The organism is Bradyrhizobium sp. DOA9 (genome assembly GCF_000617845.2).
In the GTDB taxonomy this organism is placed as follows: Bacteria; Pseudomonadota; Alphaproteobacteria; order Rhizobiales; family Xanthobacteraceae; genus Bradyrhizobium.
Map to the genome: position 1 here is coordinate 4,108,809 of NZ_DF820425.1, position 21,849 is coordinate 4,130,657.

The 21,849-nt window shown below is 64.3% G+C and carries 25 protein-coding genes; 13 read left to right on the forward strand and 12 right to left on the reverse strand.

Features of this window, described 5'->3' with window-relative positions; translation table 11 throughout:
• Nucleotides 1–102: 102 nt before the first annotated feature.
• The 5 genes from BDOA9_RS19035 to BDOA9_RS19055 all read right to left on the reverse strand — a co-directional run bounded on the left by BDOA9_RS19035 (nt 103) and on the right by BDOA9_RS19055 (nt 5,002).
• The gene (locus BDOA9_RS19035) at nt 103–1,758 is read right to left on the reverse strand and encodes a TRAP transporter large permease (RefSeq protein WP_025035557.1); all 1,656 of its coding nucleotides are present in this window, start codon (nt 1,756–1,758) and stop codon (nt 103–105) included.
• Nucleotides 1,759–1,785: 27 nt separating this feature from the next.
• Nucleotides 1,786–2,367 (reverse strand): TRAP transporter small permease subunit, encoded by a 582-nt coding sequence (locus BDOA9_RS19040; protein ID WP_025035558.1) that lies wholly within the window; start codon nt 2,365–2,367, stop codon nt 1,786–1,788.
• A 169-nt stretch (nt 2,368–2,536) separates the two neighbouring features.
• Complete coding sequence (moaA, locus tag BDOA9_RS19045; protein WP_025035559.1) at nt 2,537–3,571, reverse strand: GTP 3',8-cyclase MoaA; 1,035 nt, start codon at nt 3,569–3,571, stop codon at nt 2,537–2,539.
• Nucleotides 3,572–3,677: 106 nt separating this feature from the next.
• A complete protein-coding gene (locus BDOA9_RS19050) occupies nt 3,678–4,154 on the reverse strand; it encodes a hypothetical protein (protein ID WP_025035560.1) in 477 nt (158 codons plus the stop codon).
• A 158-nt stretch (nt 4,155–4,312) separates the two neighbouring features.
• Nucleotides 4,313–5,002, reverse strand: coding sequence for an HAD family hydrolase (locus BDOA9_RS19055; RefSeq protein WP_042336229.1), 690 nt, complete (start codon nt 5,000–5,002; stop codon nt 4,313–4,315).
• 181 nt (nt 5,003–5,183) lie between these two features.
• Here BDOA9_RS19055 and rpiA point away from each other — a divergent pair, with 181 nt between their 5' ends.
• From rpiA to gor, 3 genes are read left to right on the forward strand one after another with little or no spacing between them, the layout of a single operon-like run.
• Nucleotides 5,184–5,915, forward strand: a complete 732-nt coding sequence (gene rpiA / locus BDOA9_RS19060) for a ribose-5-phosphate isomerase RpiA (protein WP_025035563.1) — start codon at nt 5,184–5,186, stop codon at nt 5,913–5,915.
• Nucleotides 5,912–6,454 (forward strand): DUF2059 domain-containing protein, encoded by a 543-nt coding sequence (locus tag BDOA9_RS19065; RefSeq protein ID WP_025035564.1) that lies wholly within the window; start codon nt 5,912–5,914, stop codon nt 6,452–6,454. Before rpiA ends, BDOA9_RS19065 begins: the two co-directional genes overlap by 4 nt.
• A gap of 46 nt (nt 6,455–6,500) precedes the next feature.
• A complete protein-coding gene (gor, locus tag BDOA9_RS19070) occupies nt 6,501–7,889 on the forward strand; it encodes a glutathione-disulfide reductase (RefSeq protein WP_025035565.1) in 1,389 nt (462 codons plus the stop codon).
• A 173-nt stretch (nt 7,890–8,062) separates the two neighbouring features.
• Here the strand turns inward: gor and BDOA9_RS40125 are convergent, their stop codons facing one another.
• A complete protein-coding gene (locus tag BDOA9_RS40125; protein ID WP_192859584.1) occupies nt 8,063–8,368 on the reverse strand; it encodes a hypothetical protein in 306 nt (101 codons plus the stop codon).
• Between BDOA9_RS40125 and BDOA9_RS39465 the strand changes: the two genes are divergently transcribed.
• Nucleotides 8,303–8,680 carry a hypothetical protein gene (locus BDOA9_RS39465; RefSeq protein ID WP_445291825.1) on the forward strand — a complete coding sequence of 126 codons (378 nt, stop codon included), beginning with the start codon at nt 8,303–8,305 and terminating at the stop codon, nt 8,678–8,680. The two genes, BDOA9_RS40125 and BDOA9_RS39465, sit on opposite strands and share 66 nt — an antisense overlap.
• Before the next feature lie 176 nt (nt 8,681–8,856).
• On the opposite strand, the gene BDOA9_RS39470 is transcribed toward BDOA9_RS39465, so the two are convergent.
• Entirely contained in the window at nt 8,857–9,291 is a 435-nt protein-coding gene (locus BDOA9_RS39470; RefSeq protein ID WP_042336235.1) for a hypothetical protein, read from the reverse strand.
• Nucleotides 9,292–9,453: 162 nt separating this feature from the next.
• On the opposite strand from BDOA9_RS39470, the gene BDOA9_RS19085 reads away from it, so the two are divergent.
• The gene (locus BDOA9_RS19085; RefSeq protein ID WP_244521494.1) at nt 9,454–9,705 is read left to right on the forward strand and encodes a hypothetical protein; all 252 of its coding nucleotides are present in this window, start codon (nt 9,454–9,456) and stop codon (nt 9,703–9,705) included.
• 697 nt (nt 9,706–10,402) lie between these two features.
• On the opposite strand, the gene BDOA9_RS19090 is transcribed toward BDOA9_RS19085, so the two are convergent.
• The 4 genes from BDOA9_RS19090 to BDOA9_RS19105 form a co-directional block, all read right to left on the reverse strand.
• Entirely contained in the window at nt 10,403–11,542 is a 1,140-nt protein-coding gene (locus BDOA9_RS19090; protein ID WP_025035567.1) for a hypothetical protein, read from the reverse strand.
• A 329-nt stretch (nt 11,543–11,871) separates the two neighbouring features.
• Nucleotides 11,872–12,057 carry a hypothetical protein gene (locus BDOA9_RS19095; RefSeq protein ID WP_025035568.1) on the reverse strand — a complete coding sequence of 62 codons (186 nt, stop codon included), beginning with the start codon at nt 12,055–12,057 and terminating at the stop codon, nt 11,872–11,874.
• A 63-nt stretch (nt 12,058–12,120) separates the two neighbouring features.
• Nucleotides 12,121–13,350 (reverse strand): carboxylate-amine ligase, encoded by a 1,230-nt coding sequence (locus BDOA9_RS19100; protein WP_025035569.1) that lies wholly within the window; start codon nt 13,348–13,350, stop codon nt 12,121–12,123.
• An 18-nt stretch (nt 13,351–13,368) separates the two neighbouring features.
• Nucleotides 13,369–14,196 (reverse strand): class II glutamine amidotransferase, encoded by an 828-nt coding sequence (locus BDOA9_RS19105; RefSeq protein WP_025035570.1) that lies wholly within the window; start codon nt 14,194–14,196, stop codon nt 13,369–13,371.
• Nucleotides 14,197–14,553: 357 nt separating this feature from the next.
• Here BDOA9_RS19105 and BDOA9_RS19110 point away from each other — a divergent pair, with 357 nt between their 5' ends.
• From BDOA9_RS19110 to BDOA9_RS19130, 5 genes are all read left to right on the forward strand, one after another.
• A complete protein-coding gene (locus BDOA9_RS19110) occupies nt 14,554–15,027 on the forward strand; it encodes a TerB family tellurite resistance protein (protein ID WP_025035571.1) in 474 nt (157 codons plus the stop codon).
• A 2-nt stretch (nt 15,028–15,029) separates the two neighbouring features.
• On the forward strand, nt 15,030–15,392 hold the full coding sequence (locus tag BDOA9_RS19115; protein WP_025035572.1) for a hypothetical protein: 363 nt from the start codon (nt 15,030–15,032) through the stop codon (nt 15,390–15,392).
• Nucleotides 15,389–16,027 carry a YjbE family putative metal transport protein gene (locus tag BDOA9_RS19120; protein ID WP_025035573.1) on the forward strand — a complete coding sequence of 213 codons (639 nt, stop codon included), beginning with the start codon at nt 15,389–15,391 and terminating at the stop codon, nt 16,025–16,027. Before BDOA9_RS19115 ends, BDOA9_RS19120 begins: the two co-directional genes overlap by 4 nt.
• A gap of 32 nt (nt 16,028–16,059) precedes the next feature.
• Nucleotides 16,060–16,644 carry a TIGR00645 family protein gene (locus tag BDOA9_RS19125; RefSeq protein WP_025035574.1) on the forward strand — a complete coding sequence of 195 codons (585 nt, stop codon included), beginning with the start codon at nt 16,060–16,062 and terminating at the stop codon, nt 16,642–16,644.
• A gap of 202 nt (nt 16,645–16,846) precedes the next feature.
• Nucleotides 16,847–17,110 carry a hypothetical protein gene (locus BDOA9_RS19130; RefSeq protein WP_025035575.1) on the forward strand — a complete coding sequence of 88 codons (264 nt, stop codon included), beginning with the start codon at nt 16,847–16,849 and terminating at the stop codon, nt 17,108–17,110.
• Nucleotides 17,111–17,117: 7 nt separating this feature from the next.
• Here BDOA9_RS19130 and BDOA9_RS19135 read toward each other — a convergent pair whose 3' ends face one another.
• On the reverse strand, nt 17,118–18,014 hold the full coding sequence (locus BDOA9_RS19135) for an alpha/beta hydrolase family protein (protein WP_025035576.1): 897 nt from the start codon (nt 18,012–18,014) through the stop codon (nt 17,118–17,120).
• A gap of 180 nt (nt 18,015–18,194) precedes the next feature.
• Between BDOA9_RS19135 and BDOA9_RS19140 the strand changes: the two genes are divergently transcribed.
• The 3 genes from BDOA9_RS19140 to BDOA9_RS19150 are packed head-to-tail and all read left to right on the forward strand — an operon-like array spanning nt 18,195 to nt 21,721.
• Nucleotides 18,195–19,583, forward strand: coding sequence for a class II 3-deoxy-7-phosphoheptulonate synthase (locus BDOA9_RS19140; protein WP_025035577.1), 1,389 nt, complete (start codon nt 18,195–18,197; stop codon nt 19,581–19,583).
• 4 nt (nt 19,584–19,587) lie between these two features.
• Nucleotides 19,588–19,941, forward strand: coding sequence for a diacylglycerol kinase (locus BDOA9_RS19145; protein ID WP_025035578.1), 354 nt, complete (start codon nt 19,588–19,590; stop codon nt 19,939–19,941).
• A gap of 22 nt (nt 19,942–19,963) precedes the next feature.
• Complete coding sequence (locus BDOA9_RS19150) at nt 19,964–21,721, forward strand: NAD+ synthase (protein WP_025035579.1); 1,758 nt, start codon at nt 19,964–19,966, stop codon at nt 21,719–21,721.
• Nucleotides 21,722–21,849: the final 128 nt, after the last annotated feature.

Consider the following 21,849-nt stretch of genomic DNA (forward strand, 5'->3'; position numbering starts at 1 on the left):
AGGGTGGGGACCGCCCGGTATGCCTCCAATTCCAGTGCTTGTCACGCGCCGGCACGCGTCATGCTCCGCTCTAGCGGGGCATGACGGCGCGCGTCGTTCCCGCTACTTCTGCGGCGGACCGAGATCCAGCGGCGGCAGCTCGATCTGCGGCACCTCGATCTTGATCGTAGAGGGATCGATGTTCGTCGCCACGCCCTTGTAGTGCATCACCATCGACGGGAACGCGATCACGAGGCCGACCATGATGATCTGGATGACGACGAAGGGCACCGCGCCCCAATAGATCTGGCCGGTGGTGACGGGATCCATCCGCTTGCCGGTGACGCGATCGGTGTATCGCTCCTTCGGCGCGACGGAGCGGAGATAGAACAGCGCAAATCCGAACGGCGGGTGCATGAACGAGGTCTGCATGTTGACGCCGAGAATGACGCCGAACCAGATCAGGTCGATGCCGAGCTTTTCGGCGGCCGGCCCCAGCAGCGGGATCACGATGAAGGCCAGCTCGAAGAAGTCGAGGAAGAAGGCCAGCACGAACACGAGCGCGTTGACGAAGATCAGGAAGCCGATCTGGCCACCCGGCAGCGAGGTGAGCAGATGCTCGACCCAGACGTGACCGTTGACCCCGTAAAAGGTGAGCGAAAAAATACGGGCGCCGACCAGGATGAACACGACGAAAGCCGACAGCTTGGCGGTCGATTCCGTGGCCTGCCGGATCAGGTCCCAGCTCAACCGCCGCTTTGCAGCGCCGAGGATGAGGGCGCCGGCGGCACCCATCGCGCCGCCTTCGGTCGGCGTCGCGATGCCGATGAAGATCGTGCCCAGCACCAGGAAGATCAGGAACAGCGGCGGCACCATGACGAAGGTGGTCTGCTGGGCCATCTTGGACAGGAAGCGGAAGCCGGTGAGCTTGTCGATGCCCCAGTTCACCACCGCGACGGCGAACGCGAAGATGATGCCGTAGAACATGCTGAGCACGACGTAATCGGCGCCATGCACGCTCGAATTGCGCATCATGAACCATCCGAACACGCAGCTTGCGAGGAACAGCATGCCGAGCGAGACGAGACCACGGCTGCCGTCGTCCTCGCGAAAGCCGATCGCCTCCTTCGGCAGGCCCGGCGCGGCTTTCGGCCAGATCATGCTGACGAGGAAGGCGTAGCCGGCATAGAGGGCCGCGAGCACGAGGCCCGGGATGAAGGCGCCTTCATACATGTCGCCGACGGACTTGCCGAGCTGGTCGGCCATCACGATCAGAACGAGCGAGGGCGGAATGATCTGCGCAAGCGTGCCGGACGCGGCGATGACGCCGGCGGCCACGCGGCGATCATAGCCGTAGCGCAGCATGATCGGCAGCGAGATCAGGCCCATCGAGATCACGGACGCTGCGACCACGCCGGTCGTCGCAGCGAGCAGCGCGCCGACGAAGATCACGGCATAGGCGAGGCCGCCGCGGATGGTGCCGAACAGCTGGCCGATGGTGTCGAGCAGGTCCTCGGCCATGCCCGACCGCTCCAGCACCAATCCCATGAAGGTGAAGAAGGGGATCGCGAGCAGCGTGTCGTTGTTCATCACGCCATAGACGCGCTCCGGCAGAGCCTGGAGAAAGTCGGGGTGAAACTGGCCGAGCTCGACGCCGACGATGGCGAAGAACAGGCCGACGGCGCCGAGCGAGAATGCCGCCGGATAGCCGAGCAGCAGCATGACGACCAGCGACACGAACATGATGGGCGCCATATTGGCGATGATGAATGCGGTCATGGATTCCCCCTACACCGTCGCCAACGGCTACTTCTTCTCGATCGCTTCGACGAGATGCTCGACTTCCGCTTCCAGCGCCGACACCTGTGATTCATGCGGGTCCGGTATCAAGCCGCGCATCACCGCAATCCGCTTGATCAGCTCGGAGATGCCTTGCACCAGCAGGAACGCGAACCCGATCATGATCAGGGCTTTGGCGGGCCATTGCGGCAGACCGCCGGCATTGCCGGATTGCTCGTTGATCTGGAAGGAGCGCAGGAAGAACGGCACTCCGGTAATGATCATGACGATGCAGATCGGAACGAGGAAGAACACGTGACCGACGACGTCGATGACGTTGCGCGCCTTCTTCGGCATCGTGTTGTTCACGATGTCGATGCGGATGTGCTCATTGTCGAGCAGCGTCCAGGGCGAACATAGCAGGAAGACGATGCTGAACAGCACCCATTGCAGCTCCAGCCAGGAATTGGACGAGGTGTCGAACGTCTTGCGGATGATCGCGTTGACCGCCGAGATGATCACGGCGAGCACGATCAGCCACGCAATACGTTTGCCGGTCCAGCGCGTGAACGCGTCGATCCTGCTGCTCAGCTTAAGGAGCGCTTGCAACGATAGGTCCTCCCCCGATTGTGCCCCGGCCGTCTTGACTGCGCCGAGATGGCGCGTGGCTTGTCTCGCCGCGCAGGCATGAGGCCGCCGCACCAAACCAGCGGGCGTGCCGCCAGTCAATCGGAAGTTTGTTGATAGTTAAGGGGAATAAGGCCGGAACCGAGTGCTGTCAGCCGCCGGTGACGCTCATGTGCCGGGAGACGCTGGGGCGGTCGTGGCGACGGTCGATGATGAAATCGTGGCCCTTGGGCTTCAGCCCGATGGCGCGGTCGATCGCATCCGCAAGCAACAGGTCGTCGCCGGATGCACGCAGAGGTTTCCGCAAGTCCGAGGCATCCTCGTGGCCAAGGCAGGTGTGCAGCGTTCCGGTGCAGGTGATGCGCACCCGGTTGCAGGATTCGCAGAAATTATGGGTCATCGGCGTGATGAAGCCGAGCTTGCCGCCTGTCTCGGCGACGCTGACATAGCGCGCCGGGCCGCCGGTGCTCTCGGCCAGATCCGTCAGCGTGAACTGCTGGGCGAGGCGGGCGCGCACCAGCGACAGCGGCAGATATTGGTCGATACGGCCCGATCCGATTTCGCCCATCGGCATCACCTCGATCAGCGTCAGGCCCATGCCCTTGCCGTGGGCCCAGCGCATCAGCGAAGGCAGCTCGTCCTCGTTGAGGTTCTTCAGCGCCACGGCGTTGATCTTGACGGCAAGCCCTGCGGCGCGCGCGGCCTCGATGCCTTCCAGCACCTTGTCGATCTCGCCCCAACGGGTGATCTCGCGAAACTTCCGGGGATCGAGCGTGTCGAGCGAGACGTTGATGCGGCGGACGCCGCAATCGGCGAGCTCCCGCGCGTGCTTCGCAAGCTGGGTGCCGTTGGTGGTCAGCGTCAGCTCGCTCAAGGCGCCGCTCGACAAATGCCGCGACAACGAGCGCACCAGCGACATCACGTTGCGGCGGACCAAGGGCTCGCCGCCGGTGAGGCGCAGCTTCTTCACGCCCTTGGCGATGAAGGCCGTGCAGAGCCGGTCGAGTTCCTCCAGCGTCAGCAGGTCCGCCTTGGGCAGGAACGTCATGTCTTCCGACATGCAGTAGAAGCAGCGCAGGTCGCAGCGGTCGGTGACGGAGACACGCAAATAGGTGATGGTCCGCCCGAACGGATCGGTCATCGCGCTCGACAGCGGGGCGCGGGGGCTCGCAGGAAGTCCGTTCATAGCAAATGCCTTGTCACTTACGGCGGCGGGCGCACCTGCTTCAGCGGTGCGGCCTGAGCAATCTAAGCATCGGAGGCGGCTAGGACAATCGGGTGGTATGGGTAACTCAGCGCTTGCCTGCATTCGGATCGGGGAAGGGCGAGCTCGGTGCGGGTGCAGCATCGGCCGGCGGCGCGGCGGGCGCGGCCGGCTTCGGCTTCGAATTCTTGGGCCGATGCGGCTTGCGAGCGGGCTTCGGCGGCGCCGCCGGCTGGAGTTCCGCAAACACCGGATTCGGATCGGTGGTGACCGAGGCGGGCGTGGTGAAATCGCCGGGATTCTTGATCACGTTCACCGGCACGCTGGTCGGCTGGTACTTGGGCAGCGTGAAAGCGACGGTGAAGGGGGCGTCGGGGGCGGGAACCGAGACCGAGCAGGGGGTCTTGCAGCCCTGGCCAAGCGATGTGGTGGCGTCAGCCCCTGGCGGATTGGATTCGAGCCGGACCTGGATGGGCGGCGGCGCCGAGTTGAACATGTCCCAGGACATCGAGGAGCAGCCACCCAGGCTCGCTCCTGCCAAGGCAATCGCGATGAGACGACGCATGAACCATCCACTTCAACTGCGGCGCGCTGCCACATCCCCCGGGGCCGACCTTAGAAGTGTCGCCTGGGGCAGGCAATTGGCGTGCGACGCATAGGCAATAGATGGTTAATGCAGGTGTTTTTTTTAATAGTTAAAAGATATCAGTGGCTTGCGGCAGGTCAAGCCATCATCAGGCTGATCGCGGCCGCCGGCAGGTCGCGCATGTGATGGATCAGCCGGTCGGGCTTCAGCTCGGCAATCGGGACATCGGTGTAGCCGAAGCTGACCCCGATCACGGGCACCCCGGCCCGCCGGGCGACGCCGACATCGGTTCCGGCATCGCCGACCATGATGCTGGCTTTCACCTCGCCCCCGGCCCGGGCCACGGTCTCGCGAAAAATGGTCGGATCGGGCTTCTGGACGCCAAAAGTGTCGGCACCGCAGATCGCCGCGAAGCGGCGGCTGAGGTCGAGCTGGTCCAGCAGGCGCTTCGACAGCCATTCCAGCTTGTTGGTGCAGACCGCGAGGCGGTGGCCTTGCGCGGAAAACTGGTCGAGGGCGGCCTCGAGCCCCTCGAAGGGGCGGGATTCCACCGCGATATGGTCGGCGTAGTACGCGATGAAATCCGCGGTCATCCGGTCCATGTCCGCGGGCGTGACGGTGCGGCCCTCCGCTTCCAGCCCTCGCTCGATCAGCTTGCGGGCGCCGGCGCCGATCATGTTGCGGGCCGAGGCCATCGGCACCGGCGGCAGGCCTTCGCGGTCGAGCACGTAGTTCAGGGCGGTGATCAGGTCGGGCGCCGTATCCACCAGCGTGCCGTCGAGATCGAAGACGATGGTGTGAGGGGACGTCGTCTTGAAGGAGGTCATGATCCCAGCGCTACCGGTCCGGTCCTATCCGCGCAAGGGGCGGGCCCATAAGATCACCTTATAGGACTGCTCCCAGACCCTGTTCCAGGCCCTGTTCTCTTGGGGAAAACGAGGCTACATAGGCGCCCGAAAGCGGACGGAATCGGCCGCATGTTCGAGATTTCACAGGGCAGGCGCACACGTGACCATGGACCAGTTGAAGCGGCAGGCTGCGGCGCGTGCGCTGGAAGAGGTGCGCGACGGCATGCAGCTCGGGCTCGGCACCGGCTCGACCGCCAAGCATTTCGTCGAGCTGCTCGGCGAGCGCGTCGCCGCCGGGCTCAAGGTGATCGGCGTGCCGACCTCCGAGGCGACGCGCTCCGATGCCGAACGCTGCGGCGTGAAGCTGACGACGCTGGACGAGATCGATCGTCTCGACCTCACGATCGACGGCGCCGACGAGATCGATCCCGAGCTCAACCTGATCAAGGGCGGCGGCGGCGCGCTGTTGCGCGAGAAGATCGTGGCGGCCGCCTCGGATCGCATGATCGTGATTGCCGACGACAGCAAATGGGTGCCGAGCCTCGGCAAGTTTCCGCTGCCGGTCGAGGTCATCCCGTTCGGGCTCGGTGCGACGCGCCGCGCGATCGAAAAGGCATTTGCCGAATGCGGCGTTTCCGGGCACATGGCGGTCCGCAAGGTCAAAGGCGGGGACAAGGACGGCCACGTTTTCGTCACCGATGGCGGCCACTGGATCGTCGATGCCCAGCTCGGACGTATTCCGGATCCGCCGCGTCTCGCCAAGGCGTTGAGCGCGATTCCCGGCGTGGTCGAGCACGGGTTGTTCATCGGCTTGGCCAGCTCGGCCGTTCTGGCGGGCGGCGGCGGAATCCGCGTGATTGAACGGCGCAAGCCGAAAGGAGACCAGGAATGAAGACCGTGTTGAAATTCTTGCCGGCTGCGGCTCTCGTTGCGGGATTGGCCCTTTCGGCCGCCCCGGCCGTGGCGCAGCAGGCGGGCCAGAAGGCTCCCGCGGCGCCGGCCCAGCCGAAGGCTTCGCCCGCGGCGATCGCGGCGGCCAAGGAGATCCTGCAGATCAAGAACGCCGCCGCGATGTATGCGGGCGCCGTGCCGGGCATGGTCGAGAAGACCAAGGGCGCGCTGATCCAGCAGAACCTGAACTACCAGAAGGAGCTCAACGAGGTCGCCCCGATCGTGGCCCAGCAGCTCAACGGCCGCCAGAACGAGATCGGCGAAGGCATGGCGCAGATCTATGCCACCGAGTTCACCGAGCAGGAGCTGAAGGACCTCGTCACCTTCTACAAGTCGCCCCTGGGCAAGAAGCTGATCGAGGCCGAGCCGCGCGCGATCGGGCAGAGCATGGCGTTCATGAACACCTGGGCCCAGACCTTCTCGGAAACCGTGATGGGCGCCTTCCGTGCCGAGATGCGCAAGCGTGGCAAGGAGATCTGAGCGCACCTATCTGAAAGGCGGTTCTTGAAAGGGGTCGGAGTGGACAATGGCTGAATTCGACGTCGACCTCTTCGTCATCGGTGGCGGCTCGGGCGGCGTCCGTGCCGCCCGCATCGCGGCCGGCTACGGCGCCCGAGTCATGATCGCGGAAGAATACCGCATGGGCGGCACCTGCGTGATCCGCGGCTGCGTGCCGAAGAAGCTGTTCGTGATCGGCTCGCATTTTCGGCACGAGCTCGAGGATGCCGCCGGCTTCGGCTGGACCGTGCCGCCCGCGAGCTTCGACTGGCCGACGCTGATCGCCAACAAGGACAAGGAGATCGCGCGACTGGAGGCGGCCTACACCGCCAATGTCGAGAAGTCAGGCGCACAGATCGTCAAGAGCCGCGCGGTGATCGAGGACAAGCACACCGTCCGCCTGCTCGAGAACGACAGGAAGATCACGGCGAAGTACATTTTGATCGCCACCGGCGGCGCGCCCAACCACGGCGCGGCGATCCCCGGCATCGAGCACGTGATCTCCTCCAACGAGGCGTTTCATCTTGCGAGGCTGCCGAAGCGGATCGTGGTCCAGGGCGGCGGCTACATCGCGCTGGAATTCGCCGGCATCTTCGCCGGCTTCGGCTCCGACGTCACCGTGATCTATCGCGGCGACAACATTCTGCGCGGCTTCGACGAGGATGTCCGGACCCATGTCCGCGCCGAGATGGAGAAGCAGGGCATCACCATCCTCACCGGCTGCACCGTGACCAAGGTCGACCGCCACGGCGAGGACTTCACCACGCATTTGTCGAATGGCTCGAGCCTCGCCTCCGATCAGGTGATGTTCGCGATCGGCCGCCATCCGAACGTCGCCAATCTCGGCCTCGAGAATGCCGGCGTGGCCATCAATCCGGCGAACGGCGGCATCGCGGTGGATCATTTCTCCAGGAGCTCGGTCGACAGCATCTACGCGATCGGCGACGTCACCCACCGCTTCAACCTGACGCCGGTCGCGATCCGCGAAGGCCATGCCTTTGCCGACACGGTGTTCGGCAAGCGCGAGGTGCAGGTCGATCACGCCAACATCCCGACGGCCGTGTTCTCGCAGCCGGAGGTCGGGACGGTCGGCCTGACGGAAACCGAGGCGCGCGCGCAATTCGGCCACGTCGACATCTACAAGACGACGTTCCGGCCCATCAAGGCGACGATGTCGGGCCGCGACACCCGCGTGCTGATGAAGCTCGTGGTCGACGGCGCGACCGATCGCGTGCTCGGCTGCCACATCGTCGGCGATGCCGCCGCCGAGATCACGCAAGCCGTCGCGATCGCGGTGAAGATGAAGGCGACCAAGGCCGATTTCGACGCGACCATCGCGCTGCATCCGACCGCGGCCGAAGAGCTCGTCACCATGCGCACCCCGACCGCACGGCACGTGCGGCAGGCGGCGGAGTAGGGGCACGAGCGGCTCTTGCTTACTCTCCCGTCGCTCCGCGAGGAGGCTGGCAAGCATGCCCATGCTTTGCGATGACACGGTTCTTCGTCCACCTTCCTCAGCAATATGGACGCGGAAGTTCCCGACGGGAACATGCGCGCCGATTGAGTGCGGCCTTGCTCAATTGATTTAAATCAAGCGCGCAAGGTGAAGGAAGAGAACTGATTGCGACCGGTGCCGCTGGCGCAAGCGTTCAATTCTGAAGACAGCAGCCGTCGGCACATCACCCCCGGGAGGATGCTATGGTCCGATACGGTCTGATCGGCTTTGCGGCCGCGATCCTCGTCGCTGCCAGCCTTGTTCCTGATGATGCATTTGCACGCCGCGGTGGAGGTGGCGGCTTTCGCGGCGGGGGAGGATTTCACGGCGGCGGCATGCGCGCGGGAGGCTTTCATGGCGGCGGCATGAGGGCTGCCCACGTTCGGGGCGGCGCCGTTCACGCGGGACGCGTTCACGGCGGTCGCGGCTATCGCGTGGCTGGAGGTCCACGGCCTTCGCATCCGATAGCAGGACGTCCAGGGCGACCGGGTTATCCAGGTCGTCCAATCGCCGGCCGTCCGGGACGACCGATCGCGGGTTATCCCGGATACGGGGGCGGCTACTATCGCCCAGGTTGGGGCTACGGTGCCGCTGCTGTAGGCGCCGCCGCGGCGGCGGGAGCCTACGGGTACTATAACAACTACAACAATGGTTGCTACTACGATGCCTACGGCAGCTACGTCTGCCCGGGTCAGTATCCGTATCAGTATTGAGCCAAGCGAGGGAGCGGGGGCGGCGGCGTTCCTCGCTCTCTCGGCGACCGATGTGGGTAAGATGCAGACTTCTTCGCGGTGCCTTCAGGCTGCTCTTGCGAACGAATTTGCAATCCTTCAATCAGGCTTTGGCAGCAGTTCTGACCTTTTCTACCGCCGAGCTCTCTCTTGCTGCCTCAGGCCGGGCATGAGCGATACATGGCCAGTAGGGGGCTTCCACTAAGAAATATCGTTCGCCGCGTTAACCCGCCACGTTGGGCGATCCAGCGACGCACCGGCCCCGGATACATCGAATAAATCATGCGCGTCGCGCCGGGGTTTGTCACGGGCCGCCCACGATGCCCAATGTCCCAAGCGGCGTGAAACGCTAATTCTGCACGTGACGTGACGCAAATCTTGTTGGACGGCAAGGTTGCCAAGACAATCGTGCAGGCAGATGCGCAGAAACCATCGATGATTACGTCCTGGCCTGAAGCGCGCAGTCGCTCATATCGATAGATATATTTCCCAATCCTCCCACCGGGATCGTATGCGATCCGCACGGCCGCCTCGCTCGCGCATGATCCAACCAACATGAGCATTGTGATGAGAAGCCCCATCCAGCGTTTCATGCCTATCGCCCCAAAAAGGTCGACTGTTCCCTGTGCTCCATTTTGACAATCAGAACCGCAGGAGTTTGATCTACGTCAACTAGCGGCACGGCACGAGCAGCTCAGTCGAGGGGCCAGCCAGCAGTGCTCATCACGTATGGAGCAAGAGGGATGTGGGTCCTGATGTACGTCTTCTCCTACTCAGTCAGCCCGGCCGCCACCAGTGACAAGGCGGAATGGAGGCTCCTCCCAACGGTCGTGTTTCAGGAGTTCACGAGTGAAGAGCGATGCCGGAAGGCCAAGACTACTCTTGAAGGCAGCTTGAGCGAGGCAGGAGCCAAGCTTAGAAGCGGTTTGGAAGATTTGAAGAGCCTCGGGAAAGCCGATCCGGCGCAAATCATCATTGCTTACAACGTCGAGTGCCTTCCGAAGTAAACGTCGGCCATGGACCGGCCGTCGCAACAGCGGGAGGCAACGAGCGCTTGTCAGCTCTACCTCACGAGGCCGAACGTTCGCTTTTGAACTGTTGCCCGCGGGGGTTCGATTTAAGGTTGTCGGGCCGGTGGAGATGTAATCCATGCGAGACCGCGTTTACCTGGCGCTCGTCGTGTGGCCAGCATATTCACAATCGCGGCCGTTTCTCTTGTCGCCTTCTTTTAATTCCAAATTGGCGCATCAAAGCCGAACTGGACCAGTGTCACCGAGTATGGCGAACCTCCTCAAGAACGTCGCAAACAGCCTAAGCGGCCTCGCGAGTCAATTCGAACTTCTGACCGCCGTCGCTGCGGAATAGTCACGAAACACGACTAGAAACAAATGACCGACATTTTGCTCAGCCCTCACGAGAAGCGCTTTCTCAGGCGCTTGGCCGCCGGGAAAACGGACGCGGAGATCGCCGTTCGGCTTGGAGGCAGCCGCAAGCAAATCGCAGAACAGCGAGCGCGATTGTTAGCGTGCTCGGAATCACGGCTACAGAGGAGATCGTCGACACCGCGAAGCGACTTGCGAGCTGGAGCACCTACAGAGGCGTTACATAGCGACGCAAGCACTAAGTGTTTTGTCAAACGACCTGCTGTTGGTCTCAAGTACGATTCCTGCGCCATGAGACTTCGGTCGCGTAGCTGCGAACCGCCTAGCCGTACAAATACCCGACCGGCTTGCCTTCGGTGCGCAGCGGGCGCACGTCCTTCTGCGTGATGATCTGGCCGGCGAGGCCGTCGATCTCGTCGCGCTGCGTCGGCGTCCAGCTGCGCAGCTCGTTCATGCCCTTGAGCAGGCCGAGGCGGAGGACCTGGGTGTTCTCGCCGACGCCGATGAGGCTGATCGACCCCTTGCCCGCCGTCACGACGTCGCCGGCAGAGAGTTCAAAGCTCTCGCCGGATTTTTTCAAGAACTCGGCCGTGCCGCGAATGACGCGATAGATCACGACCTCGCCCTTGGCAAAACAGGTCGCGTCCGCCGCGGCAGACGTGCTCTTCGGCAAGAGTGCGTGGCCACGCGGGTCGGTCGCGATGATGTGGCCCGTGACGAGATGTCCGCTCGGAATCTCGATGCCGATATCGCGCACGTAGACCGGCATCGCCGATTTGACTGAACCATCGGTGAGCGGCTTGAAAAGCGCGTCGAGCGCCAGGGGATCCTGAAGCCAGAAGCGGGCATCGGCCGGGCGGTCATGCAGCGGATGGCTCCAGGCCACGCGCGGCGTTTCGTCTTCGTTGATCTGGTCCGGGCCGACGATGGTCGGGTTCGGAAAGGTGGTGGGATCGGTGATGAAAGCTTCGAGGAATTTGCCGGAATAGCCCATCGAGATCGGATCGGGCACGACGGTTTGCGGCGTCTTCAGGTTCTCCTCGGTCGACAGGCCCGACCAGGTGTAGAACAGTTGGCGATGCACGATCGCGCTCTGCAGCATCACCGCGCCCGGGCCGACGTTGTACCAGCGGCCGTCATAGTCGAAGGTGAACGCGCCGGAGGTGACCAGCACCAGCTGAAAGCCGCCCGGCGGCAGATGCAGATGGAAATCGGTGGGACCGGTGTCGGGACGATAGATCGGCAGATTGGTCGCGACCTCGTGCAGGAGGAAGGTTTCGTTGTTGGCGTGGAAGCCTTCGTTGGCGCGGTTGTAGAGCGCCTGCGGCCGGTAGGTCGCCTCGAATTTCGCATTCCTGTCGCGATCGATCGCCACGAAGTCCTGGTCGTTGAGACGCAGCCGGGCGCCGTTCGGATGGGTGAGACCGGTGAATTTGATGTCTCCGGCAGCATGCACGTTCATGGCATTCTCCGATCTGAGGCCATCCATCCCGGAGCCGAGCGCACGCAACTGGCCGCTCCTCGTCGTGGCCGGGCAGGGACTTGGCCTTTTGTTGTCTTGCGAATTTCAGGCCAGCCGGAGCGCAATGCGGCGCGTCGGCCCGCCGGCTGCCCGCGGCGCGCAAATAATCGAGATTGCACCTGAGGTTAGACGATGGGTGCCGCCGAATTCGCCCGACCTGTGCGGGCAAGACGCCCGCGGGCGAAGCGACTCGTCTTGTCTAATTTGTCGGCACGCCCAGCGAAAGCGCATGCAGCCGTGCCGGCTGCCGCGATGGGCGCCGGTTCGGTTCAGTCGAACGATCGAGGGAGCGCCGGCTCGGGCTTGCCGGATGGGCTGCCTGCCCATTTCGCCATGTCCGTGGCGCGCGCGTCGAAGCCTTCGCACCAGAGGCAGCTCGGCTCTGTGTGGCCTTCGGCCGTCAGCATCGGGACGAGCGCTTGGCCGCAGCCGGTGCAGGGTGTGGTGCGATTCATGCGCTTCTCCACGATCTCAGCAGTTCAGGAATGGCATTTTCGTCGCCGAAGCTTGCGCGAGCGCTATGACGGCGCAGGAGCGCTGCGCTGGACAGGCGCACTCGTTCCGGACAGCGTAGAGGTAGCGATCCATTGTGACACGGCTGCGATGTCGTCGCCGCTTTCGCGATAGGCGCGAAGCTGGAATTCCGCCGAGCTGCCGCCCGCGACGATGGTTCGGCAGTGTTCGATCTCGGCGGAACAGTTCAGTGCGGCTGCGTCCTCTGCGATGTCGTCGATCACCCGCGTGAGCAGCTCCGAGATCGTCACCGGTCCGTCCCTGGAGGCGAAGATGCAGTCGGTGCCGTAGCGCTGGGCGCGCCATTTGTTCTCGACCGCGATCGCGCGCTCGACCGCAGTGACCTCCCGGCAGAGCTCAGGGCGCAGATAGAGATGCCGCGTCAGGCACCGGTAGAGCGAGGCGATGGCGATCGCGTCGTCGACGAAGGTGCAGGTGTCGGGCGCGCGAAGCTCCAGGGTCGGATGTTTCATGGAGGGGCGCATCGCCCACCAGATGTGGCTTTCGTCCGGGATCACGCCGGAGCGCTGCAACGCGCCGACATAGGCGTCGAAATCCTGCTTGCCTTCGAACAATTCGGGCAGGCCGGTGCGCGGCAGCTCGGAATAGGCTGCGAGGCGGTAGCCCTTCAACCCGGTCTTGTGCGAATTCCAGAACGGTGAGGACGCCGACAGCGCGATGAACAACGGCAGGAGCGGCAGCATCGCCCGCATCACCGCCATGCGCTTCTCGGGGTCGGGCAACTGCACGTGCACATGCATGCCGCACATCATGTTGCGGTGACCGATACTGCGCAGATCCTCGATCATCTCCTCGTAGCGCGGTTTGGGACTCGGCTGCGACATGCGCCAGACAGCACTCGGGTGCGTGCCGCAGGCCATGATCACGAAGCCGTATTGCGCGGCGACGTTCGCGACCTCGCGTCGCAGGAAGCGCAGCTCCTCGCGCGCGTCGTTCACGTCGACATGAACGTTGGTTGCGACCTCGAGCTGCGATTGCAGCATCTCGCGCATGGCCTGGCCGCCGGTCGACCAGTTTGCCGATTCGAACAGCTCGTTGGGCGTGCGGATCGCGACCTCGAAGCTGCGGCGGTCGGCGAGGAAGTATTCCTCCTCGATGCCGAAGGAATATTCCGCCGGATTGCCGCCGCCGCCGGCAGAACGGATGACGACGTGCTGCCTATCCTCGGATGGGGCGAGGCGAAGCAGCTTCGAAACGTCTGAATCAAATGTCATTGGCCACCGGCGCGGTCACTACCTGCGGGCGATAATCCGTCCGAATGTTGCCGGTTCCGCACCCGATGTACTGGAAATTGCGGGAGCGAACGGAACAATTTTGACGGATTCGGACGCTCGCGCGATCAGGGCATGATTCGCCGGGACTTCCGCCCAGTCCAATTCCTTGTCATACGGCTCGGAGACGACGATGACCTGGCCGCCGTCCTCGCGGTAGTAGAGCGTGTTCGCTGCATCATTGACCGAGACGCGAAATGCGTAGAGATCGCGGCCGTTGGCGATCGCGCTGGTAAAGCGCAGCCGCTCGCGAAGCCCACCTTCGTTGACCAATTCGACGAGGGATTGCAGCACGGATTGCGTCGCGCCGAGCGGATCATGCTCGAGACCGGCGCCCATCATTGCCAGGAACACGGCTTCGGAGTCAGTGGTTCCCAGCCGCGACGGATAATAGGTATCGGGAATCAGCGCCTCGACCTTGCGCCGCAGCCGATTCCAGCTGCCGACGAATCCGTTGTGCATGAACATCCAGTGTCCGCAGGCAAAGGGATGACAATTCTGCCGCGTCACGGCCGTGCCGGTGGCGGCACGCACATGCGCAAAGAACAAATGCGATCGCAAATGCCGGCAAAGGTAGCGCAGGTTTTCATCCGACCACGCCGGGCGCGTCTCGCGATAAAGGCCCGGCTCCGGATGCTCGCCATACCAGCCGAGCCCAAAGCCGTCTCCGTTCGAGCCCGCCGTGGACTGAAGCGAGCGGATGCTCTGGGCGATCAGCGAATGCTCGGGTTCGGTGACGTAAGGCTCGAACGAGGTGGTTTCGCCCCGGTATGCGATCCAGCGGCACATGCGGGTTCCTGGCAGCTCGATTGACGTGTCGCGAGGTGCACCAACACGGGTCAGGGCTGCATGGTTCCCGACGCAAGGGACTGCTTAACCAAGTCCGGCAACGCCCATCCGATGCGGCTGCTGGTCGCAGTCGGATCGCCTTGATTCCGGCAGGCCCACCTTTATTTCTGGTGCGAACAAGAATCCGGGCCCCTCTGGCGAGGACGCCGACCGACGTCGGCAAACCTCGTGATGTCGGATGACCTGTCCCGCGCGCATGCGATGGATCAGCCGATTGTCGGGCCCCTGTTCGTTCTCTCCGACCATTCGTCTCCATCTCAGCTCCGTGCGGCCATTTCGCAAGCTAAGGGAGCTACGATGTCCGACGCCAAAACCTCAAATCCCTTCGAGATCGAGATCACGGAGCCGTCCAGCCTGAACGAGCAGGCCGCGGCCGCGCTGGTGATCGTCGGCGCGCTGGTTGCGGTCGCCGACCGGCGCGTCTCGCCGGTCGAGCGCGACGAGGTGATCCGTTTCATCAGGGATCGCAAGCTGGCGCCGCACATCGCCGACGAACGGCTCTGTGCGATGTTCGACGAACTCGCCGAGCGGCTCGAAGAGCCGGATTTTGCCAATGTCGTGATCGATACGCTGCGGCCCGTTTCGAACCTGCCGCTCTCGTCGCATTTGATGGAGCTGTCGGAGCGCGTTGCTGCCGCAGACGAGGACGTACATCCCCACGAAGTCCAGGCGATCAAATTGCTGCGCTTGCTGACGCTGGTGCTGCCGCGCGCGAAGCCGGTCGTGGCAAGTGCAGCGGGCCCCAAGCTGCAGGCCACCTCGAAGGAGTAAGCATGAGCATGGTTTCGAACGAGCACGCCAGGCAAACCGAGGGGAACACCGGCGAGATCGCCGGTGGAGACCCGCGCCTCGCCAAGCTCGTCGACCGCCTCCCGCCGCGCATGGGAGACACGGTGACCTATCTGCTGAAGCCGTCCAGCCGCTGGGTCAGGATTCCCTCGGGCGCGCTGCTGGTCGTCGGCGGCGTGCTCGCCGTCCTGCCGGTGCTCGGCGTCTGGATGCTGCCGCTCGGCCTCGCGCTGCTCGCCGAGGACGTGCCGGCGCTGCGTTCCTCCCGTTCAAAGGTCTTCGACTGGATCGAGCGCCGCAAGCCGCATTGGCTCGAATCGTCGGCATCGAAGGATGATCAAACATGACCGAATTCATCACCGCCGAGGCGCTGACCGCGCTGTTCCAAGTCATCCTGATCGACCTCGTGCTGGCCGGCGACAACGCCGTGGTCATTGGTCTAGCCGCGGCGGGCCTGCCGGCAGCGCAACGCCGCCGGGCGATCATCGTCGGCATCGCCGCGGCCACTGCGCTACGCATCGTCTTTGCCGGCGTCGCGACCCAGCTCCTGCAGGTCATCGGCCTGCTGCTCGCCGGCGGCGTGCTGCTGCTCTGGGTGTGCTGGAAGATGTGGCGTGAATTGCGCGAGCAGTCAGCACATTCGCAGCAGCTCGCCTTCGGCCATGGCGGCAGCACGGACGCTGCCCCGGTGCAGGGAAAGACCTTCGGCCAGGCGGCCTTGCAGATCATTGCCGCCGACGTCTCGATGTCGCTCGACAACGTGCTCGCAGTTGCGGGCGCTGCGCGCGAGCATCCCTACATCCTCGCCTTCGGCCTGTTGCTGTCGGTCGCGATGATGGGCGTTGCCGCCGATCTGCTCGGCCGCGTGCTCCAGAAGCAACGCTGGGTTGCCTATGTCGGCTTGGCCATCATCATTTACGTCGCCTTCGAGATGATCTATCGGGGCTCGCTCGAGCTCGCACCCGTCATCGCGAGTCTCTAGAGGCGAGGCCTGTCTGCAATCCGGAGTGATCAATGACGTCTGAATCCAAAGCACCTTCGGCGCCGGCCGCGCCGCTGCCGCCGGTCGGCTTGCTTCCGAAGCTGATCTTCGGCTCGCGCTGGCTCCAATTGCCGCTCTATGTCGGCCTCATCGTCGCCCAGGCCGTCTATGTGCTGTTGTTCCTGAAGGAGCTCTGGCACCTGGTCCTGCACTCGTTCGATGCCAGCGAGCAGCAGATCATGCTGGTCGTGCTCGGGCTGATCGACGTCGTGATGATCTCGAACCTGCTGATCATGGTGATCGTGGGCGGCTACGAGACCTTCGTCTCCCGGCTGAACCTGACCGGCCATCCCGACGAACCGGAATGGCTCGGTCACGTCAATGCCAGCGTGCTCAAGATCAAGCTCGCGATGGCGATCATCGGCATCTCCTCGATCTCGCTGCTCAGGACCTTCATCGAGGCCGGCAATCTCGGCACGACGCGGAGCAATTTCACCGAGACCGGGGTGATGTGGCAGGTGCTGATTCACATGACCTTCATCATCTCGGCGATCGGCATCGCCTGGGTCGACCGCCTCAGCGAGAGCGGCCATCGCAAGGAGGCCGAGCACGGCTGATCAATCCGGCCGCCAAATACCTCCCGAGCGGAATCCTGGAGCCCGCCTGATCGTCCGGTCGGGCGGGCTTTCCATTCAAGATCGATAAAATTGTCTGCAATCGGTTCAGCCCCGGCAAACGCTGAGGACAAGAAGCAGGGCACCTTAAACCAGGCCTTTGGAACCGATCTGCATCCTGCCCGCAAAAGGGCAGGGCATCGGCATGACAATTCTCAGGGAGATGGTCGCAGCAGTCGCGGGAGTCTACGCGCTCCTTCTGGTCTGTGACGCATTGTTCGGCGTCGGCGAGGCGCGCTTCGACGACGCCTATTACCGCGCCAGCTTCTACGCACCGCGGCCGAAGGAGTTTCGGTTCGCGAACGACACGCCGCCGGCGGTCCGCGTCAGCGACGCCTTCGCGCAGTTCGCGCCCAGCGAGGCCAAGCCGAACCGGCGCTACTCGTCGCTGACGACGATCATTCGTTAACGCGGCCTTACTCCCCCTGGATCCATTCCGCGACGCCGCGCCAGAGCGTGTCGCGGTGCTCGGGGCGGAAGAAGCCGAAATGGCCTATTTTCTTGGCGCCCACCTCGGACGGTGCGACCGTCAGCACCTCCGGCTCGATCGCGGTGAATCCGCTCGCGAGCAGCTCGACCGCGGGGCGCGTCGCCCAGGGATCGTCGGAGAAGCAGAGCGAGCGCAGCTCGCCCTTGAACCTGGCGAAGTTCTCGAGTGCCGGCAGCTTTGAATCGAACAGATAGCGCGGGCTCGACACCCATTCGGTCCATTGCAGGAAGACGCCCTTGGGCAAATCCTCGCCGACGCCGGCCCAGCCCGGTGCATAACCAAGCGCATGGACCAGCGGCACGCCGACAAAATTCATGAAGGCGTAGACGCGATACTTCTCGGGCGAGGTCATCAGCCGCCACGTCGCCGCCTGCGAGGCCACGAAGGCCGCGCGCGAGATCTCGCTGTTGTTCGCGATCAGCCCGAGCGCCTGGCCGCCGAAGGAATGGCCGACATAGGCGAGTGGCAGCGCATGATAGCGCTCGCGCATCCAGCTGACCGCGGCGGTGACATCGAGCGCGGCCCAGTCGGACATCGAGGCCTTGAAGCCGACCAGCGATTTAGGCTGGTTGTAGCCGACCATCGCCGGCAGGCGGGAATCGCCGATGCCGCGATAGTCGTAGGTCAGCACCGCGCAGCCGCGATGGGCGAGATAGGAGGCAAAGCCCCGATAGATCTTGCGCGGCACGGCCGTCGCCGAGTTGATCAGCACGGCATGGCGCTTGGCGCCGCGCGGCAGGAACAGGGTGCCGGCCAGGGCATAGCCGTCGGCCGCCGGGAAGCTGATCTCGTCGATGTAAACGTCATCCAGTGCCGCGCCCATGGCGGTCGGTGTCCTGCCGGATTCCCAAGCCTGCCCAAGCAAATGCGAATTCGGCTTTGGCCGCAAGGGTTTGCGCTGCGAAATGGATTTACAAGTAGCGGGGCGAGGCCGGCCTGTGTATAAGGCAGCCCTCGCAACCCCTAGATCAGGTTGTGGTTTTTGCTTCACGGAGAGATTGCGATGTCCGAGCGGTGGACGCCCGAGTCCTGGCGCAGCAAGCCGGTGCTACAGGTGCCCGAATATCCCGACGCCAAGGCCTTGGCCGACGTCGAGGCGCAGCTTGCGACCTTTCCGCCGCTGGTGTTCGCGGGCGAGGCGCGCAATCTGAAGAAGGCCTTGGGCCGCGTTGCGGCCGGCGAGGCCTTCCTGCTCCAGGGCGGCGACTGCGCCGAGAGCTTCGCCGAACACGGCGCCAACAACATCCGCGACTTCTTCCGCGTGCTGCTGCAGATGGCGGTGGTGCTGACCTATGCCGGCGCCGTGCCGGTGGTGAAGGTCGGCCGCATCGCCGGGCAATTTGCAAAGCCGCGGTCCTCGCCGACCGAGAAGGTTGATGGCGTCGAGCTGCCGAGCTATCGCGGCGACATCGTCAACGACATTGCCTTCAGCAGGGAAGCGCGCATTCCCGATCCGCAGCGCCAGCTGATGGCCTATCGCCAGTCGGCGGCGACGCTGAACCTGCTCCGCGCCTTTGCGACCGGCGGCTTCGCCAATCTCGGCAGCGTGCATCAATGGATGCTCGGTTTCCTCAAGGATTCACCGCAGTCCCGCCGCTACAAGGAACTGGCCGACCGCATCTCGGACGCGCTCAACTTCATGCGCGCCTGCGGCCTCGATCTCGAGAGCCATCCGGAGCTGCGCGCCACCGATTTCTACACCAGCCACGAGGCGCTGCTGCTCGGCTACGAGCAGGCCATGACCCGCGTCGATTCCACCACCGGCGACTGGTACGCGACCTCGGGCCACATGCTCTGGATCGGCGACCGCACCCGCCAGCTCGATCACGGCCATGTCGAATATTTCCGCGGCATCAAGAACCCGATCGGACTCAAGTGCGGCCCGTCGCTGAAGTCCGACGAACTGCTGAAGCTGATCGACGTGCTCAACCCCGACAACGAGCCGGGCCGCCTGACGCTGATCGGCCGCTTCGGCTCCGACAAGATCGGCGAGCATCTGCCGAACATGGTCCGCGCCGTGAAGCGCGAGGGCCGGGTGGTGGTCTGGTCGTGCGATCCCATGCACGGCAACACCATCACCTCCACGTCCGGCTACAAGACGCGCCCGTTCGACCGCATCCTGTCCGAGGTGAAGTCGTTCTTCGCCGTCCATGCCGCCGAAGGCACCCATGCCGGCGGCGTGCATCTGGAGATGACCGGCCAGGACGTCACCGAATGTCTCGGCGGCGCCCGCGCGATCACGGACGAGGACCTCAACGACCGCTACCACACGGTCTGCGATCCCCGCCTCAATGCCGAGCAATCCATCGATATGGCGTTCCTGGTCGCTGAGCTGCTCAAGCAGGAGCGCGCCGGCAAGGCCCAGCCGATTCCGGCCGCAGCGGGGCTGTAAGACCTTGCTGCGGATCTGGAAGGCCACGATCAATTCGCGCAACGGTCTGGCCTTTGCGTTCCGGTCGGAGCAGGCCGTCCGCGAGGAGATCTTTGCGCTGCTGCTGTCGGTGCCGCTGGCCTGGTTCGTCGGCGCCACCGCGATGCGCGCGGTCGAATTGGTGTGCTCCGTCGCGTTCGTGCTGACGGTCGAGCTGCTCAATACCGCGATCGAGAAGCTCGCCGACCGGCTGACCATGGACCACGACAAGCAGATCGGCCGCGTCAAGGACATGGGCTCGGCCGCTGTCGGCGTTGCGCTCTTGATGACGGGCGCGTTCTGGATCATTGCCGTCATCGAGCGATTGGGGTTTCTGTAACTCGGGATCGGATAAAGCGGCCATGACCGAACGCCTCGACACATTCGCGGTCACGCTCGCCCAGCTCAATCCGACCTTGGGCGACGTGGAGGGCAATGCGGCCAAAGCGCGGGCGGCGCGGGCGCAGGCGAGGTCCGACGGCGCCGATCTCGTGCTGTTTCCGGAATTGTTCATCGCCGGCTATCCGCCGGAAGACCTGGTGCAGAAGCCGGCCTTCCAGGCCGCCTGTCGCGCCGCGATCGAAAGCCTCGCGCGCGAGACCGCCGATGGCGGGCCCGCGATGCTGGTCGGCACGCCCTGGGTCGAGGAGGGCAGGCTCTACAATGCCTGCGCGCTGCTCGATGGCGGGCGCATCGCGAGCCTGCGCTTCAAGTGCAACCTGCCGAATTACGGCGTGTTCGACGAGAAGCGGCTGTTTTCGCGCGGCCCTGCAGCGGGTCCCGTCACCGTGCGCGGCGTGCGCATCGGCGTGCCGATCTGCGAGGACATCTGGCTGGAGGAGTCCGGGGACTACGAGAACGTGGTCGAGACGCTGGCCGAGACCGGCGCCGAGATCATCCTGGTGCCGAACGGCTCGCCTTACGCGCGCGACAAGAACGACGTGCGCCTGTCGGTCGCGGTGGCGCGCGTCACCGAGAGCGGGCTGCCGCTGGTCTATCTCAACCAGGTCGGCGGCCAGGACGAGCTGGTGTTCGACGGCGCATCCTTCGCGCTCAACGGCGATCTCTCGCTCGCGGCGCAGCTGCCGGCCTTCGAAGAGGGCATCGTCACGCTGCGCTTCAGCAGGAACGGCGACGACTGGCGCTGCACCGGGCCGATCGCCGAACTGCCCGAGGGCGACAAGGCCGACTACGCGGCCTGCGTGCTCGGCTTGCACGATTACGTCGGCAAGAACGGCTTTCCCGGCGTGCTGCTCGGCATCTCCGGCGGCATCGATTCGGCGCTCTGCGCGGCGATCGCGGTCGATGCGCTCGGCGTCGACCAGGTGCATGGCGTGATGCTGCCTTACCGCTACACCGCGCCGCATTCGATCGCGGATGCTGGCGAACTCGCCGGCCATCTCGGCATCCGCTACGAGGTGCTGCCGATCGCGGAAGCCGTGACCGGGTTCGAGACGATCCTGTCCGGCCTCTTCAAGAACCTGCCGCCCGACATCACCGAGGAAAACCTCCAGGCGCGTACCCGCGGCACGCTTCTGATGGCGATCTCCAACAAGACCGGGCTGATGGTGGTGACGACCGGCAACAAGTCGGAGATGTCGGTCGGCTACGCCACGCTCTATGGCGACATGAACGGCGGCTTCAACCCGATCAAGGACATCTACAAGACGCAGGTGTTCCGGCTGGCGCGCTTGCGCAACAGCTGGAAGCCCGACGGTGCGCTCGGCCCCGCGGGCGAAGTGATCCCGCCCGACATCATCACGCGTCCGCCGACCGCGGAGCTGCGCGAGAACCAGCGTGATGAGGACTCGCTGCCGCCTTACGACGTGCTCGATGCCATCCTGGAGCGCCTGGTCGAGCGCGAAGAGCCGCTGGACCAGATCATCGCCGCCGGCTTCGTCCGCGAGACGGTCACCCGCATCGACCATCTGCTCAACGTCGCCGAATACAAGCGCCGCCAGGCCGCGCCCGGCGTGAAGGTGACGCGACGGAATTTCGGCCGCGACCGCCGCTATCCCATCACCAACCGCTTTCGCGACAAGGGCGAGACATTGCCCGCGCCGGACGAGACGCTGGTGTCGCGCGGCAGCAAGGCTTCGATCGACGCGTTCGAGGGGTGAGGGGCAGCGCTGCTTGTTTGGGGACGCTGTCGCCACACACACGCCGTCATCATCCGCGAAGGCGGATGATCCAGTACGCCGCGGCGGAGATCGTGAAAACCAATTGCTGCCGCGGAGTACTGGATGCC